Genomic DNA, 15,732 nt, shown 5'->3' with positions numbered 1-15,732 from the left:
GACAGATCCGGATAAAGACCCGAGGTCAGTCACCTGAAGGGTCAGGAACGGTTGCTGCGGGGCCCGCCTACATCCTCACTGTCACCTGATCAACAAGCAGGTCAGCGGCCGAGGTGGCGGTAGCGGTGCAGCCGGGTGCGGAAGCGCTCGGTGTCGTCGCGGCTGAGCAGCCCGGCCAGCTCCTCGCCCAGCACCCGGCCCAGCCGCAGGCAGAACTCGGCCGGCTCGTCGGCCGCGTCGGGCCGCTCGGGCACCACCCGGTCGACGATCCCCGCCCGCCACAGGTCGGTGGCCCGCACGCCCTGGTGCGCGGCCATCTCGTCGGCCCGGTCGACGGTGCGGTGCACGATCGCGCTGGCCCCCTCCGGCGGCAGCGGGCCCAGCCAGCCGTTGGCCGCCGCCAGCACCCGGTCGGCCGGCACCAGCGCGAGCGCGCCACCGCCGGTGCCCTGACCCAGCAGCACCGCGAGGGTGGGCGCCCTGAGCACGACGAGGTCGTGCAGGCAGCGGGCGATCTCCCCGGCCAGGCCGCCCTCCTCGGCCTCGCGGGAGAGCGCCGCGCCGGGGGTGTCGATCAGCGTCACCAGCGGCAGCCGCAGCTGCTCGGCCAGGTGCATGCCGCGCCGCGCCTCGCGCAGCGCCGCCGGCCCCAGCGGCGCCGACATCGACTGCCCGCGCCGGTCCTGCCCCAGCACGACGCACGGCGCCCCGCCGAAGCGGGCCAGCGCCAGCAGCAGCCCGGGGTCCTTCTCGCCGGCGCCGGTGCCGGAGAGCCCGACGACGTCGGTCGCCGCGGTCCGCAGCAGCCGGCGGACCCCGGGGCGGTCCTTGCGCCGCGACGCCGTCACGACGTCCCACGCGGTGCGCCCGTCCTCCGGATCGTCGGCGTCGGTGCCGTCCTCGGCGGTGGGGCGCTCGGCGTCCCGCACGTCGAGGTGCCAGGTCTGCCGCGCCGAGAGCACGCGCAGCGCGCGGTCGGCGACCTCCGCGATCTGCTCGGGCGGGACGACGGCGTCGATCAGGCCGTGCTCGGCCAGGTTCTCGGCGGTCTGCACGTCGGCCGGGAACGGCTCGCCGTACAGCGCCTCGAACACCCGCGGGCCGAGGAAACCGATCGAGGCGCCGGGCTCGGCGATGGTCACGTGCCCGAGCGACCCCCACGAGGCGAGCACGCCGCCGAAGGTGGGGTGGCGCAGGTAGACCAGGTAGGGGAGGCCCGCCTCCTTGTGCCGCGCGATGGCCGCGGTGATGCCGATCATCTGCAGGAAGGCGACGGTCCCCTCCTGCATCCGGGTGCCGCCCGACACCGGCGCGGCCAGCAGCGGCAGGCCCTCGTCGGTGGCCCGCTCCACCGCCGCGATCAGCCGTTCCGCGGCGGCCACCCCGATCGACCCGGCGAGGAAGCCGAACTCCCCGGCGACGACGGCGACCCGGCGCCCGCGCAACCGGCCCTCGCCGGTGATCACCGACTCGTCCTGCCGCGACTTCTCCGCGGCGCGATCGAGCTCGGCGGCGTAGTCGGCCGGGACGTCGCGGGTCGGGACGGGGGAGTCCCAGGACTGCCACGACCCGGCGTCGAGGACGAGATCGCGCAGGCTGCGGGCGTCCGGGCGAGCGGTCACGCGGCCGGCCCGTTCAGCCAGGCGCGGATGGCGTCGCCGTCGGCACCCAGCACCGGGGGAGCGGTGTGCTCGCGGCGGGTGGTCTCGGTCTCGCCCTCCGGCCCGGCGGAGAAGAACCGGAGCGGCGGCCCGGGCAGCTGCAGCCGGCCGAGGGTGGCGTGGTCGACGTCGACCAGCAGACCCTGGGACAGCACCTGGTCCCAGCCGTACACCTCGTCGATCGACCGGACCTTGCCCGACGGGATGCCCACCTTCGCCAGCCGGGCCAGCAGGTCCTCGGCGGGGATGTCGGCGAACGCCCCTTCCAGCAGCGCGATCACCTCCGCGCGGTGCTCCACGCGGTCGCCGTTGGTCGCCATCCCGGGTGCCTCGGGGTCGAAGCCGAACTCGGCGCACAGCTTCCGCCAGAGCGAGTCGTTGGCGCAGGCCACCTGGACGCTGCCGCCCTGGCAGTGGAACAGCCCGTAGGGGGCGATCGAGGGGTGGTGGTTGCCCTGCGCCGCGCCGACCTTCCCCGCCACCGTCCACGCCGTCCCCTGGAACGCGTGCACCCCGACGATCGCCGCGAGCAGCGAGGTGCGCACCACCTGGCCGCGGCCGGTCCGGCCCCGCTCGATCAGCGCGGCGAGCACGCCGTAGGCGCCGTACATGCCGGCCAGCAGGTCGCCGATCGGGACGCCGACCCGCTGGGGGTCCTCCGGCCCGGACCCGGTGAGCGACATCAGGCCACCCTCGCCCTGGGCGATCTGGTCGTAGCCCGCGCGGCCGCCCTCGGGGCCGTCGTGGCCGAAGCCGCTGATCGCGAGGGTCACCAGCCGCGGGTTCAGCTCGGCGAGCACGTCGGTGCCGAAGCCCAGCCGGGCCAGCGTGCCGGGCCGGAAGTTCTCCAGCAGCACGTCAGCGCGCTGGAGCAGGCCGGTGAGCACCGTCTTGTCGGCCTCGTCCTTGAGGTCGAGGGTGATCGACTCCTTGTTCCGGTTGGTGGACAGGAAGTACGTCGACTCGCGGTCGGCAGTGTCTCCACCCGCCCCACCGCCCCGGGTGGACGGCTGCACGAACGGCGGCCCCCAGCTGCGGGTGTCATCGCCGGTGCCCGGCGTCTCCACCTTGATCACCCGGGCGCCGAGGTCGCCGAGCATCATCGCGGCGTGCGGCCCGGCGAGGGCGCGGGTCAGGTCGACGACGAGGACGCCGTCCAGCGGTCCGGGCATGGTGTGCTCCCTCGCTCGGGGGGCGCGGCTCCGGTGGCTGCGCTCCGGAAGTGTCTCAGCGGTGAAGTATCTCTGGCCAGCCGGGTCACAGCCAGCCGGGGACGACGAACACCAGCCACGACAGCAGCGGTCCGACGGCCACCACGATCGCCGCGTAGGCCAGGATCTGCTTGTAGAAGCGGTCCTTGTCCACGTCCTGGGCGTTGGCCAGCACCAGCGCGCCGTTGGTCGAGAACGGGCTGACGTCGACGATCGTCGAGGCCACCGACAGGGCGACCACCACGCCCACGGCGCTGATCGACCCCTCTTCCAGGAACGGCACCGCGAGCAGGATGGCGACCCCGATGATCGCCGTCGAGGACGCGAACGCCGACACCACGCCGCCGATGTAGGCCAGCAGCAGCGCGATGAGCAGCGGCACCCCCAGGCCGATGACGGCGTCGCCGACGTAGTCGATCGTGCCGGCCTCCTCGAGGACGGACACGAAGGTCAGCACGCCGGCGATGAGCAGGACGGTCGACCAGCTGATCTGGCTCACCGCGCCCTTGTGCTGCGCGGCGGAGAAGAGCGCGAGGACGACGGCGACGGTGATCGCGACGAAGCCGATGTCCAGGTCGAAGGCGAGCGCGAGCACGGCGACGACGACCAGCCCGACGAGCGTGAGGACCTGCTCGAAGCGCACGGGCGCCGGTCGGTCGGGGTGGGCGCGCTCGTCGTCGTCCCCGCCGACGCCGGGGCCGGGCGCCGCGCCGTGGCCGCGCACCACCGTGCCGTGGGCGTGCTCGGCGTGGGGGACCGGCTCCGCGGCCACCTTGCGACCGAGGAGCTTCCGGCCGCCGAGGACGAAGAACAGCACGATCGCGATGGCGATGTTGAAGAACAGCGCGCCGAGGAAGACCGCCAGCGGGCTGCCGGGCAGCCCCTCGTTCTCCACGATCCCGTTGACCGTCACGCCGTAGACGCTGATGGGCGAGAAGCCGCCGCCCTGCGCGCCGTGGATGACCATCATCCCCATCAGCAGCGGGCTGATGTCGTGCCGGGCGGCGAAGGTGAGCGCGATCGGCGCGATGATCGCCACCGCGGCCGGGGACAGTGCCCCGATGGCGGTGAGCACGGCCGTGACGAAGAACATGATCCAGGGGATGGCCGCCACGTGGCCGCCGACCAACTTCACCGCGCCCCGGACCAGCAGGTCGACGGTGCCGTTGTTCTGGGCGATCGCGAACAGGTAGGTGACCCCGATCAGGGTCAGCACCAGCCCGGCGGGGAATCCGGCGATGATGTCGTCGGTCGCGAGCCCGACCGAGAGGGTGCCCACCACGAAGGCGGCGACGAAGGCCAGCGCACCCATGTTGATCGGCAGGACGGTCGCGATCGCGAAGATCACGACGAGCGCCAGGATGGTGACGATCTCGGGGGACAAGGGGGTCTCCTACGGCGGCGGGGGATGGGTCGGTGCGCGCTGGATCACTGGCTCAGTGGCCTAGCCTCTAGCCGGGGGGCACACTGTGTCAAGGAGCACATCGGCCAGCATGCAGGGGAGGTCCCGTGAGCGCGCGCGAGGAGCTGCCGATCGCCCAACCCGAGCCGCTGCGCCGCTCGCCGCGCCTCTACGAGCGAGTGGTCCAGCAGCTGATCTCCTGGGCCCGCACGAGCGGTCTGGGGCCCGGTGACCGGCTCCCCCCGGAGCGCGACCTGGCGGCCAGCCTGGGCGTCAGCCGGGCCACTCTCGCCCAGGCGCTGGTCGCCCTCGAGGTCACCGGCGTGGTATCGGTCCGCCACGGTGACGGCACCGTCCTGCTCGCCGCGCCGCGAACCGAGACGGTGCTGGCGGCGCTGCGCGCCCGGCGGGACGACCTGGGCGACGTCATCGAGGCCCGGCAGGCGCTGGAGGTCCGGCTGGCGGCGCTGGCCGCGCGGCGCCGCACCGAGGTCGATCTGGCCGAGATCGACGCCGCTCTCGCGGCGATGGGCGACGACGTCCGGCGCGGCGGGCGCGGGGTCGGCGGGGACGAGCGCTTCCACGCGGCCGTGACGGCGGCGGGGCACTCCCCGCTGCTGGGCCGGCTGATGGCCGAGATCGCCGACCTCATCCGGGAAAGCCGGATCGAGTCGCTGTCCCAGGCGGGGCGACCGCAGCGGAGCCTCGAGGGGCACCGGGCGATCGCGGAGGCCATCCGCGCCGGCGACGCGCCGGCGGCCGCCGCCGCGATGACCGCGCACATCGACCTGGTCTCCGACGTCCCGCTGCTGGCCGACGACGACGGCTGAGACCCGGCCACCGCCCGGGACGGGTGATGCACGGCGCCGGGACCCGGGACCGCCGGTGGGCGCTGGCTAGGCTGCCGCCATGCCGAACCCCAGCACCCGTCCGGCCCGGAAGGCGGTCATCCCCGTCGCAGGCATGGGCACCCGGTTCCTGCCCGCGACCAAGGCCGTGCCCAAAGAGCTGCTGCCGGTGGTGGACCGGCCGGCCCTCCAGTACATCGTCGAGGAGGCCGCCCGCGCCGGGCTGCCCGAGGTGCTCATGGTGACCGGCCGCGGCAAGGCGGCCATCGAGGACTTCTTCGACCGCGCCCCCGAGCTCGAGACCGCCCTCGAGAAGAAGGGCGACGACGGGCGGCTCGCCGCCGTGCACGAGTCCACCGAGGTGGCGCAGGTGCACTTCGTGCGTCAGGGCGAGGCCCGCGGGCTGGGCCACGCGGTGCTGCAGGCGGCCGCCTTCGTCGGCGACGAGCCGTTCGCCGTGCTGCTGGGCGACGACCTGATCGACGCCCGCGACCACCTGCTGGAGCAGATGCTGGCCGTCCAGGCCGAGCACGGCGGCTCGGTGATCGCACTGCTCGACGTCGGGCGGGAGAACATCGACAAGTACGGCGCCGTGGCGGTCGAGCCCACCGACGACGGCGGCGACGTCGTGGCGGTCACCGGCCTGGTGGAGAAGCCTCCCGTCGACGAGGCCCCCAGCAGCCTGGCCATCATCGGGCGGTACGTGCTCGCGCCGGAGGTCTTCGACGTCCTGCGGGAGACCGCACCCGGGCGTGGCGGGGAGATCCAGCTGACCGACGCCCTCGCCACGCTCGTCGAGCGCGGCGAGCCGGTCCACGGCGTCGTCTTCGGCGGCCGCCGCTACGACACCGGCGACAAGCTCGACTACCTGAAGGCGGTCATCCGGCTGGCCGCCGAGCGCGACGACCTGGGCCCCGCCCTGCGCGGGTGGCTGCGCGACTTCGTCACCGAGCTGCCCCCCGAGGGCGCGTCGCCGTCCTGACCGGCGCCCGCGAGGGCACGATCGGACCCGTGGCACGACGCCGGCCCCGGCCAGGGGCGGCGCTGCCGCACGGGGCGGTGCCGGCGGACGGCACGGCGGGACGACGGTGGTGAGGATGCCCGGGCAGAGCGAGGACGGCAGCAACGGCGGGGAGTTCCGGGGCCACCGGGACACCGCGCAGGTCGACATGCCCATGGCCCCGCCCCGGCGGACCGGCCCGGTCGGCGCCCCGTCCGGCCCGGTGGCGCCGCAGCGCGCGCTCACCGGCCCGGTGCCGCTGCCCGCCGACGGGCGCTCCGACGCCTCACCCCTCGTGCGCACCGTCGAGCGGCACCTCGACGAGATCCTGGCCGCCGTGCCGCAGCCGGATCCCATCGAGCTCGCCGTCCTCGACGCCCAGGGACTGCTCTGCGCGGAGGACGTCGTCAGCCAGCGGGCGCTGCCGGCGTTCGACCAGGCCGCCCTCGACGGTTACGCCGTGCGGGCCGAGGACGTCGCGGACGCGACCGTCGCCCGGCCGGTGGAGCTGCCGGTCGTGGGGGAGAGCGTCGCGGGGGCCAGCGAGCCGTCGTCCATCGGCCCGGGGTTGGCGATGCGGGTCGCCGCGGGGGCGATGCTCCCGTCCGGGGCCGACGTCGTCGTCCCGGCCGTGTGGACCGACAACGGTGCGGCGCGGGTCGCCGTCCAGGCCGGGCCACCCGTGGGCAGCTACGTGCGCCGGACCGGTGACGACGTCACCCCGGGTGACCCGGCCGTGCACGTCGGCACCCCGATCGGGCCCGCGCAGATCAGCCTGCTGGCCGCCGTCGGGCGCGACCGCGTCCTCGTCCGGCCCCGCCCGCGCGTGGCGGTGCTCAGCGCCGGCACGGAGCTGGTGGAGATCACCTCACCCCTCGCGCCGGGGCAGGTGGTGGACGTCAACAGCTACGCGCTGGCCGCGGCCGCCCGCGACGCGGGGGCCGACGCCTACCGCTGGGGGATCCTGCCCGGCGACCAGCGGCGGCTGGCCGAGGTGCTCGAGAGCCAGCTGCTGCGCAGCGACCTGGTGCTGGTCTCCGGCACCTTCACCGGCCCCGCGTTCGACATGGTGCAGGAGGCGCTGGCCGGGCTCGGGGGCATGCGCGTCAGCCAGGTGGCCATGCACCCCGGCCCGGCCCAGGGCTTCGGCCGGCTGGGGCGCGACGAGGTGCCGGTCATCTGCGTCCCGGGGGAGCCGGTCGCGGCCCTGGTCTCCTTCGAGGTGTTCGTCCGGCCCGCCATCCGCCTGATGCTCGGCAAGCGGCAGCTGTTCCGGCGCACGGTGCAGGCGATCTCCGGTCAGCACCTGCTCTCACCGCTGGGGTACCGCCAGTACCTGCACGGCACCGTGATGCGCCATCCCGACGGCGGCTACGTGGTCGAGCCCGTGGGGGAGGCCACCGACGCCCTGCTGGCGCGGATGGCACGCGCGAACTGCCTGATCGTCATCGACGAGGACGTCACCGAGGTGGCCGCCGGCGGGCTGGTCACCGTCATGCCGCTGCTGCTCGGCGGCTGACCGCGCGTGCCGTGACCGATCCGCTGCTGCACCCCGGCTGGCCGGCCCGGCTCGCCCGGGGACCGGTGGAGCTGCACCCGCTGCACCGCCGGGACGCCGCCGAGTGGAGTCGGGTGCGGCTGGCCAACGAGGACTGGCTGCGCCCCTGGGAGCCCACGGCCCCCGTGTCCTGGCAGGCCCGGCACGGCCCCGCGGGCTACCGGGCGATGCGCCGGGTCATGGCCCGGCGCGCCCGCACGGGCACCACGCTGCCCTTCGCGATCCGCGTCGACGGCCGGCTGGCCGGTCAGGTCACCGTGGACAACATCGTCCGGGGAGCGCTCCGCGCCGGGTACCTGGGCTACTGGATCGACCGATCGGTGGCCGGCCGCGGGATCGCCTCCCTGGCCGTGGCCCTGGTGTGCGACCACGCCTTCGGCCCGGCCGGGCTGCACCGGCTCCAGGCCGACATCCGCCCGGAGAACGGGCCCAGCCAGCGGCTGGTGGAGCGGCTCGGGTTCCAGCGCGAGGGGCTGCTGCGCCGCTACCTCGACATCGACGGCGACTGGCGCGACCACCTGAGCTACGCGCTGCTCGCCGAGGACCTGCCGCGCGGGGTGCTGGACCGCTGGGAGCGGTCGGCGCCGGGTCGACCCGTCGACTGATCGGCTCGTCGGCATAGCACGCGCGGGGGCCGGTGCCGAGGTGGTCGCGGGGGACACGCCGTCTCCTGTCACACCGGTCCCACAACACATCGTCGACACGCCCGCGCGCCTCCCTCGTCCCGCCGTCCGGGGTGCTTAACCTCGCCGGGCGAGTGACTGATGTGACGGGTGGTGTCGTATGGGATCGGGTGTGCTGCTGGCCGCTCTGGTCGTGCTGTGGTTCGTCGTGCTGGTGCCCATGGTGGTGACCCGCGGCGACGGGCAGGACGGCCGGGTCGAGGCTGCCGACTCGGGACGGACCCTGCAGCGGCGTCGCGCGGTGGACCCCGTGCGGCACGCGGAGACCGAGCGGGTGTCGATCGACCGCGCGGTGCTGCGCACGTCGGGCGAGCTCACGGTGGACGTGCACGCGGTGCGCCGCCGGGTGCTGGGCGGCCTGGTGCTGCTCACCCTCGCCTCGCTGGCCGGCGCCCTGCTGCTCACGCCGTGGCTGTGGCCCCTCCAGGCCGTCGCCACCCTCGCGACCGCGGGCTACGTGCTCGTGCTCCGCAAGGTCGCCCGCCGCGAGCGGCTGGCCGCGCGCCGCGCCGCCCGTGCTGCGGCGCGCCAGTCGCTCCGTGCGCCGGCCCGCCCGGCCGCCCGGCCTGCACCGGCGCCGGTGCAGCGCACGTCGTCGGAGGTGCACGAGACCGTCGCCCAGGAGGCGCTGCCGGCCCTGGCCCACCCGAGCGTCCCGCTGGCCCCGGTGCACGCCCTGCGCCCCGGCCGCGTGGTCGCCGCGCGCACCCCGGCGCCGGCCGGGTGGCAGAACAGCGCGGTCGTCGGGCTGGACGACGACGACATCGGTTTCGCCGACATCGACGAGTACCCGGCCGCCCGGGTGGTCAACGGCTGAGAGGCGCGCCGGCCCGCCCCGGTGGCGGGGCCGGCGCGTGCGGGCGGTAGTCTTCCATCCGCACAAGGGGCTGTGGCGCAGACCGGTAGCGCACCTCGTTCGCATCGAGGGGGTCAGGGGTTCAAATCCCCTCAGCTCCACCACACGACGCACCGGCGCCGTCGGGGGACCGTTCCCCGACGGCGCCGTCGTCGTTGCGTCGGCGGGTCGATCGCCCCGTCCCGATCGCCCCGTCCCGCTGGCTAAGCTGCCCGGCGACACGGGGCACGGCGTCCCCACGGGAGGCGGTTCGATGGTTCGGTCACCGGTCGGGGCCTCCCCGGCGCCGCGGCGTGCGCGCGGGCGGGCCGGCGACAGCGCCGCCACCCGGCAGCTGATCATCGACGTCGCCGCCCGGGAGTTCGGGGAGCGCGGCTACGCGGCCACCTCGCTGAGCGACATCGTCGCGGGCACCGGCATGACCAAGGGCGCGCTCTACTGGCACTTCGAGTCCAAGGAGAGCGTCGCCGTCGCCGTCGTGCACCAGATGTTCGAGACGTGGCCGGTCCTGCTGCGCGGCGTCATGGACTCCCACGACGACGCGCTCGACGCGCTGGTCGCGGCCACCTACGTCGCGGGGCGGCAGTTCGCGACCGATCCGGTCACCCGCGCCTCCAAGCGGCTCATGGCCGAGCTGCCCCCCGAGGCGCTGGCGAAGCTGCCGCAGCCCTACGTCGGCTGGCAGCACGCGCTCACGCAGCTGATCACCCAGGGCCAGGAGCGGGGGCAGATCAACCCCGGCGCCGACCCGGTGGGTACCGCCCAGGTCATCGTCGCGAGCTTCTTCGGCATGCAGCAGGTGTCGCAGGAGCTCAGCGCGCGGCGCGACCTGGAGGGGCGGCTGGACTCCTTCTGGGCGCTGGTCCTCCCGCAACTGCGCCCCGTATCCCTCAGCTGAGCTCCCGGCCGGCCGGCGGGGTTCAGAACCAGGAGGGGAACCACATCCGCTGCGCCCACTCGGCGTAGGAGAGGGGCTGGCCGGTGAGCACGGGCCAGAAGAAGGCGAACGTGGCCGCCACGATCGCCACGTAGCCGCAGGCCGCGGCCAGCCCCACGCGGCGGCGCCACTCGCCGGCACCCGGCCGGCCGACGACGTCCTGCAGCAGCAGGGCGACCGCCAGCACGAAGAACGGCATGACCGGCGCCATGTAGAAGAGGAACATCGTGCGCTCGAGGTTGAGGAACCAGGTGAGCCAGCCCGCCGCGATGCCCACGGCCACCGGCACCGCGGCCGGGTCCCGCCGGGCGACGATCCGCCAGACCAGCCAGATCGCGGCGGGGGCGAAGAGGAACCAGAGCGTCGGCGTGCCGACCATCAGGATGTAGCGGATGACCTGCTCGCCGTCGGCGTCGACGAGGCCCTGGGGGTTCCAGAGCAGGATCGGCCGGCCGGTGACCAGCCACGACCAGGGCCCGGACTCCCACGGGTGCGGGCTGGACAGGCCGTTGTGGAAGCGCAGCCACTCCGCGTGCTCGTGCCACAGCGACCGCAGCGCGTCCGGCACCCACGGGAACGCCGTCTCCGGGTTCCGCTGGGCCCACGCCCGGCCCTGCGACGTCTCGCCGAGGAACCAGCCGGTGAAGCTGGCCAGGTAGGTGAGCACCGGGACGGCGGCCAGCGCCCACAGCGCGCCGGGCAGCCCTCGGCGGGCGGCGGTCCGCGTCGGCCGGGGGACGCCGGCCGCGCGCCAGGCCGCCCGGTCCCAGAACAGCGAGAGGACGGCGAAGAACGCGAGGAACCAGACCCCGCTCCACTTCACCGCGCAGGCGCAGCCGAACAGCACGCCCGCGGCGATCCGCCAGCCGCGCGGGCCGAGCCGGAAGCCGGTCGCGCCGACCCCCGCGGCCGCCCGCACCCGGGCGCGCACCACGTCCCGGTCGACGACGAGGCAGGAGACGGCGGCCAGCACGAAGACCTGCAGGAAGATGTCGAGCAGGCCGATCCGCGACAGCGTGAACTGGAGGCCGTCGACGAGCAGCAGCACCCCGGCGAACAGGCCGACCAGCGTGGAGCCGGTGAGCCGCCGGGCCAGCCGGAACAGCAGGACGACGGCGAGGGACCCCGCCAGGGCCGAGGGGAAGCGCCAGCCGAAGGAGTCGTAGCCGAACACCTGCTCCCCGAGCGCGATGAGCCACTTGCCCAGCGGCGGGTGCACGATGAACGAGTAGCCGCGGTTGTACTCGAAACCCCAGGTGAGCAGCTCGCGGGCCTCGGGCGGGTAGTACGCCTCGTCGAAGACCAGCTCCCGCGGGTAGCCGATGCCCCAGAGCCGGAGGGTGAGCGCCAGGGCCCCCAGCACGGCGGCGATCGTCCAGGCCGTCCGCCGGTCGTCGGGCAGCGGCGGGACGACGTCGCGGCGCCGTTCGGGGAACGGCGGGCGGCGCAGCCGGGGGACCGGTCGCCGCGGGGGCCCCTGCGGGTCGTGCTCCGCCCGCCCGGGTGCCAGCACCGCCATGCGGCCAGGGTAGTGAACGGACCCGCCCGTCCCCGGTACTCGCGCCGGGACCCTGCGGGCGAGCCCGCCGCTCCGGTCGTGACAGGCTCGGCGGGTGAGCGGACGGCTGGTGCTGGGTGGGGCGCCCCTCGGGCAACCCGGGGACGTCGGCCCGCGGCTGCGCGCGGCGATGGCCGGCGCCGACGTCCTGGCGTGCGAGGACACCCGCCGCCTGCACCGCCTGGCCGCCGACCTGGAGGTCACGCTGACCGGCCGGGTGGTCACCTTCCACGAGTCGGTGGAGCGGGCGCGGCTGCCCGGGCTGCTCGACGCGCTCACCTCGGGTGCCACGGTGCTGCTGCTCACCGACGCCGGCATGCCCTCGGTCTCCGATCCCGGGTACACGCTGGTGCGGGCGGCGATCGACGCGGGGATCGACGTCACGTCGGTGCCCGGGCCCTCGGCGGTGACGACGGCGCTGGCGGTCTCCGGACTGCCGGTGGACCGCTTCTGCTTCGAGGGCTTCCTCCCGCGCAAGGCGGGGGAGCGGCGCTCGACCTTCACCGCGCTGGCCGACGAGCGGCGGACGATGGTCTTCTTCGAGTCGCCGCACCGGCTGGCCGACGCGCTGGCCGACGCCGCCGCGGTGCTGGGCGACGACCGGCCGGCCGCTGTGTGCCGGGAGCTGACCAAGACCTACGAGGAGGTCCGGCGCGGCGGGCTGGGCGAGCTGGCCGCGTGGGCGGCCGGCGGCGTGAAGGGCGAGATCACGCTGGTCGTGGCCGGTGCGCCGCAGCGGACCGTGGAGCTCACCGGGCCGGAGCTCGCCGCCGCGGTCGCCGAGGAGGAGGCCGCCGGCGCCACCCGCAAGGACGCCATCCGGGCGGTCGTGGAGCGCACCGGGCTGCCCAAGCGCACCGTGTTCGACGCCGTCGTCGCTGCCAAGAACGCCTGACGCCTTCGCGGCATAGGAAGCTTTACGTGCGTCTGGAGCCGGAAAACGCACGTAAAGCCTCCAATGCCCACGGGTCAGCCGACTCGTAGCTGCGCCATCCGGGTCCGGTAGGCCGCGAGCACGCGCGCCCTCACCTCGTCCGGGTCGCGCAGCACGTCGGCGTAGGTGAACCGGAGGACCACCCAGCCCAGTGCGGCGAGCGCGCTGTCGCGAGCCAGATCCCGGCGCCGGTCCTCGGGGGAGGTGTGGTGCTGGGCTCCGTCGAGTTCCACGGCGAGCTTGACCTCCGGCCAGGCGCGGTCGAGCCGGATGCCGCCGGTCGGCAGCTCGATGCGGTACTGGCCGACGCTCGGGGGCATGGACCGGTGCCGGAAGACGTGCAGGACCCCCATGGCCTCGAGTTCGCTCTGGCAACCGTCCGCAATGAGGTCGATGGTCTGGCGGAGGCTGCGGCGTCCCGCGACGTTGGGGCGCTCGGACAGGGCCTCGCCCAGCTGACCGGCCGTGACCAACCGCCGGCGGGCGACGTCCAGTGCCAGCGGACGACGTTCGGCCGGAGGGAGCAGGGGCCACGAGTCGACCAGGCTGCGCGCGAGGGCGGTCACCCTCACGCCGAGCCGTTCCACGCACTGGTCGGAATCGGGGTCGAAGCGGAGTCTGCGGTGGACGCGGAGGTCAGGTGCCCCTGCTCGCCTGATGCCCTGGTCGACCGTGGCGTGCAGCGGGCGCTCGAGCCGGCGGACGCCCCACACGGCCAGGGCGGTGGTGTGGCTGAGTGCAGCCGGCGGTCCGACGTGCAGCAGGGCTGCCCGGAGGAGCGTCACGTCGTCCTCCGCCGCCTCGCGTAGGCGGTACACGTGGGGGAAGACGCGGACGAGGTTGCGCCGACCGATGTGCCCGTCCAGGACGACGCTCGGCACGTGCTCGAGCAGCTGCCTCCTGGTCGCCAGACCGTGGTTGAGCTGCATCGCCACGCGGATCACCTGTCGCCAGTCCACGCGGGAAGGGTGCCGTGGTCGGCGGTGGCGATGCGGGGGCCTGTGGACAACCAGCGGCCCAGGAGCTCGACCCCTTGGAGGCATAGGAAGCTTTACCGGCGCATTGGGCCCTCGAGACGCAGGTAAAGCTTCCTATGCCTCGGGGTGACCCTGGCCCGGCGTGGCCGAGCGCGGATCTAGAGCCAGCCGTTGCGCTTGAAGCCGCGGTACAGCAGCACGATGGCGCCGAGGATCACCAGCAGCACCAGCGGGTAGCCGTACCGCCACTCCAGCTCGGGCATGTGCTCGAAGTTCATCCCGTAGATGCCGGCGATGGCGGTGGGGACGGCGATGATGCCGGCGTAGGCCGAGATCTTCCGCATGTCCTCGTTGTCGGCCATCGTCGTGCGCGCCAGCGATGCCTGCAGGATCGAGGTCAGCAGCTCGTCCAGCCCGCCGACCTGGTCCCGCACGCGGATGGCGTGGTCGAGCACGTCGCGGAAGTAGGAGCGCATCGCATCCGGGACGACGTCGACCGGCCGCTCGGCGAGCTTCTGCAGCGGGACCTCCAGCGGGGAGACCGCCCGCCGCAGCGCCATCAGCTCCCGCTTGAGCTGGTAGAGCCGCCCGATGTCGTCGGTGCGCTCCGGGCTGAACACCGACGCCTCGAGCTCCTCGACGTCCTCCTCGACGGCCGCGGCCACTTCCACGAACGTGTCGACGACGAGGTCGGCGACCGCGTAGAGCACCGCCGACGGGCCCAGGCACAGCAGGTCGCGCTGCTCCTCCAGCCGCTGCCGGAGCCCGGTGAGCCCGCCGTGCTCGCCGTGCCGCACCGTGATCACGTACCGGGGACCGAGGAAGATCATCACCTCGCCGGTGTCCACGACCTCGCTGGTGGCGGTGAGCTCCTCGTGCTCCACGTACGTCGCCGTCTTCAGGACCATGAACAGCGCGTCGTCGTAGGGCTCGAGCTTGGGGCGCTGGTGGGCGAAGACGGCGTCCTCCACCGCGAGCGGGTGCAGGTCGTAGCGCGCGGCGATCGCGCCCAGCTCCTCCTCGCTCGGCGAGTAGAGCCCCAGCCACACGAAGCCGTCGCGCTCCTCGGCAACGCGCAGCGCGTCGTCGGGGGCCACGGCCTCCTGCCGCTCCCCGCCGACGTAGACCGCGCAGTCGACGACGGCGCCCTCGGCGGGGCGGCGCGTGGCGCGGCGCTGCTGCGGGCCGGCCGGCTGCGGGCGCAGCGTCGGCGGGATGCGCGGGCCGAGGGGCGCGGCCGGGGGCTCCTCCCGGGTGGTCATCGCGGGTGCCGCCTTCCTCGCGGGTCGTCGTCCGGGACCAGCAGCGTAGGCGCCCCCGGGTCCGCCGCGGCCGTCCCACCCCATGGGGTGAGGCGGCCGGGACGGTGCTCCAGCCGCCGCCCGGACCGGCCGTCGGGACAGGAGACACCCCCGACCGGTCAGGGAGAGATCCTTCGTGGCGAGCACCGTCCTCGACGTCCGCGGCACCGTCGGGTCGTCCTCCCTCCGCCCGGAGCGGGTCGCTCCCGAGGTGCCGGCCTCCGGCGCGCTGCGCCGCATCCCGGCACCCGCCCTGGCCGCCGGTGTGCTCTCCGTGCTGGAGGCCGTCGGCCTGCTCGCCCTCGGGCTGGCCCGGGCCGACGTCGTACTGGCGTCCCCGGTGCGCCCGCCCGGCTGGGTCGTCGCCGTCTCGCTGCTCCTGCTGGCCGGCTGGATCGTGCTCACCGCGGGTGCCGGTGCGGCGCTGCTCGACGGCTCCACCCGGACCCTCCTCGTGCTCACCTCGGTCGTCGAGCTGGCCGCCGTGTCGGTGCTGGGTGGCTCCGCCGTCCTGCTGCCCCTGCCGACCGCGCTCACCGGCGGGCTGCCGCTGCCGCTGCTGTTCGCGGCCGCCTTCGCCCTACCGATCGGCAAGCTGCTGCTCGTGGACGCGCCGTCCGCCCGCGCCTGGGTGCTGCAGGGACCGCGGGTCCGCGAGCACCGCCCCGACCCGGTGGTCGTGCACCGCTCGCTGTGCGCCCTCACCCTCGGGTGCATCGCCCTCCTCCTGGGCGGCTTCGCCGTGCTGAACCCGGTCGGGGGCGATCCGGTCGGCCCGGTCGCCGGCGTCGTCTCCCAGCCGTAGG

General features: G+C 74.8%; 14 protein-coding genes and 1 tRNA gene. 9 read left to right on the top strand and 6 right to left on the bottom strand.

What is annotated here, in order from left to right; genetic code table 11:
- Positions 1 to 101 precede the first annotated feature (101 nt).
- From BMW62_RS10465 to BMW62_RS10455, 3 genes are all read right to left on the bottom strand, one after another.
- On the bottom strand, positions 102 to 1,622 hold the full coding sequence (locus BMW62_RS10465; RefSeq protein WP_091930792.1) for a carboxyl transferase domain-containing protein: 1,521 nt from the start codon (positions 1,620 to 1,622) through the stop codon (positions 102 to 104).
- Positions 1,619 to 2,833, bottom strand: a complete 1,215-nt coding sequence (locus tag BMW62_RS10460; protein ID WP_091930791.1) for a CaiB/BaiF CoA transferase family protein — start codon at positions 2,831 to 2,833, stop codon at positions 1,619 to 1,621. Before BMW62_RS10460 ends, BMW62_RS10465 begins: the two co-directional genes overlap by 4 nt.
- An 85-nt stretch (positions 2,834 to 2,918) precedes the next feature.
- Positions 2,919 to 4,256: an SLC13 family permease gene (locus tag BMW62_RS10455; protein WP_091930790.1), complete on the bottom strand. Its 1,338-nt coding sequence runs from the start codon at positions 4,254 to 4,256 to the stop codon at positions 2,919 to 2,921.
- A 125-nt stretch (positions 4,257 to 4,381) separates the two neighbouring features.
- Here BMW62_RS10455 and BMW62_RS10450 point away from each other — a divergent pair, with 125 nt between their 5' ends.
- From BMW62_RS10450 to BMW62_RS10420, 7 genes are all read left to right on the top strand, one after another.
- On the top strand, positions 4,382 to 5,104 hold the full coding sequence (locus BMW62_RS10450) for a FadR/GntR family transcriptional regulator (protein ID WP_211435072.1): 723 nt from the start codon (positions 4,382 to 4,384) through the stop codon (positions 5,102 to 5,104).
- A gap of 79 nt (positions 5,105 to 5,183) precedes the next feature.
- Positions 5,184 to 6,104, top strand: coding sequence for a UTP--glucose-1-phosphate uridylyltransferase GalU (galU, locus tag BMW62_RS10445; RefSeq protein ID WP_091930789.1), 921 nt, complete (start codon positions 5,184 to 5,186; stop codon positions 6,102 to 6,104).
- 115 nt (positions 6,105 to 6,219) lie between these two features.
- A complete protein-coding gene (gene glp / locus BMW62_RS10440) occupies positions 6,220 to 7,641 on the top strand; it encodes a molybdotransferase-like divisome protein Glp (protein WP_170852319.1) in 1,422 nt (473 codons plus the stop codon).
- Between the two features lie 11 nt (positions 7,642 to 7,652).
- Positions 7,653 to 8,285 carry a GNAT family N-acetyltransferase gene (locus BMW62_RS10435; RefSeq protein WP_170852318.1) on the top strand — a complete coding sequence of 211 codons (633 nt, stop codon included), beginning with the start codon at positions 7,653 to 7,655 and terminating at the stop codon, positions 8,283 to 8,285.
- 190 nt (positions 8,286 to 8,475) lie between these two features.
- Positions 8,476 to 9,180 (top strand): hypothetical protein, encoded by a 705-nt coding sequence (locus BMW62_RS10430; RefSeq protein WP_244523951.1) that lies wholly within the window; start codon positions 8,476 to 8,478, stop codon positions 9,178 to 9,180.
- Positions 9,181 to 9,246: 66 nt separating this feature from the next.
- Positions 9,247 to 9,323, top strand: a tRNA-Ala gene (locus BMW62_RS10425).
- 149 nt (positions 9,324 to 9,472) lie between these two features.
- Positions 9,473 to 10,117, top strand: coding sequence for a ScbR family autoregulator-binding transcription factor (locus BMW62_RS10420; RefSeq protein WP_091930787.1), 645 nt, complete (start codon positions 9,473 to 9,475; stop codon positions 10,115 to 10,117).
- A 22-nt stretch (positions 10,118 to 10,139) separates the two neighbouring features.
- Here BMW62_RS10420 and BMW62_RS10415 read toward each other — a convergent pair whose 3' ends face one another.
- Complete coding sequence (locus BMW62_RS10415) at positions 10,140 to 11,675, bottom strand: dolichyl-phosphate-mannose--protein mannosyltransferase (protein WP_091930786.1); 1,536 nt, start codon at positions 11,673 to 11,675, stop codon at positions 10,140 to 10,142.
- Between the two features lie 94 nt (positions 11,676 to 11,769).
- On the opposite strand from BMW62_RS10415, the gene rsmI reads away from it, so the two are divergent.
- Positions 11,770 to 12,609 (top strand): 16S rRNA (cytidine(1402)-2'-O)-methyltransferase, encoded by an 840-nt coding sequence (rsmI, locus tag BMW62_RS10410; protein ID WP_091930785.1) that lies wholly within the window; start codon positions 11,770 to 11,772, stop codon positions 12,607 to 12,609.
- A 74-nt stretch (positions 12,610 to 12,683) separates the two neighbouring features.
- Here rsmI and BMW62_RS10405 read toward each other — a convergent pair whose 3' ends face one another.
- Both BMW62_RS10405 and corA read right to left on the bottom strand, forming a co-directional pair.
- Positions 12,684 to 13,607, bottom strand: a complete 924-nt coding sequence (locus tag BMW62_RS10405; RefSeq protein WP_091930784.1) for a DUF559 domain-containing protein — start codon at positions 13,605 to 13,607, stop codon at positions 12,684 to 12,686.
- A gap of 176 nt (positions 13,608 to 13,783) precedes the next feature.
- Positions 13,784 to 14,887 carry a magnesium/cobalt transporter CorA gene (gene corA, locus BMW62_RS10400; RefSeq protein ID WP_091930783.1) on the bottom strand — a complete coding sequence of 368 codons (1,104 nt, stop codon included), beginning with the start codon at positions 14,885 to 14,887 and terminating at the stop codon, positions 13,784 to 13,786.
- Between the two features lie 175 nt (positions 14,888 to 15,062).
- Between corA and BMW62_RS10395 the strand changes: the two genes are divergently transcribed.
- Entirely contained in the window at positions 15,063 to 15,731 is a 669-nt protein-coding gene (locus BMW62_RS10395; RefSeq protein ID WP_091930782.1) for a hypothetical protein, read from the top strand.
- Position 15,732 lies beyond the last annotated feature (1 nt).

The organism is Blastococcus sp. DSM 46786 (genome assembly GCF_900109665.1).
GTDB classification, from domain to species: Bacteria; Actinomycetota; Actinomycetes; order Mycobacteriales; family Geodermatophilaceae; genus Blastococcus; species Blastococcus carthaginiensis.
Note: the sequence above shows the minus strand (reverse complement) of the source record. Positions and strands in the feature narration are given on the sequence as shown.

Bases quoted from the DNA above. Each gene is read 5' to 3' on its own strand.
- BMW62_RS10460 (WP_091930791.1), bottom strand. From the start codon at position 2,833: ATGCCCGGACCGCTGGACGGCGTCCTCGTCGTCGACCTGACCCGCGCC.
- corA (WP_091930783.1), bottom strand. From the start codon at position 14,887: ATGACCACCCGGGAGGAGCCCCCGGCCGCGCCCCTCGGCCCGCGCATC.
- BMW62_RS10415 (WP_091930786.1), bottom strand. From the start codon at position 11,675: ATGGCGGTGCTGGCACCCGGGCGGGCGGAGCACGACCCGCAGGGGCCC.
- BMW62_RS10420 (WP_091930787.1), top strand. From the start codon at position 9,473: ATGGTTCGGTCACCGGTCGGGGCCTCCCCGGCGCCGCGGCGTGCGCGC.
- glp (WP_170852319.1), top strand. From the start codon at position 6,220: ATGCCCGGGCAGAGCGAGGACGGCAGCAACGGCGGGGAGTTCCGGGGC.
- galU (WP_091930789.1), top strand. From the start codon at position 5,184: ATGCCGAACCCCAGCACCCGTCCGGCCCGGAAGGCGGTCATCCCCGTC.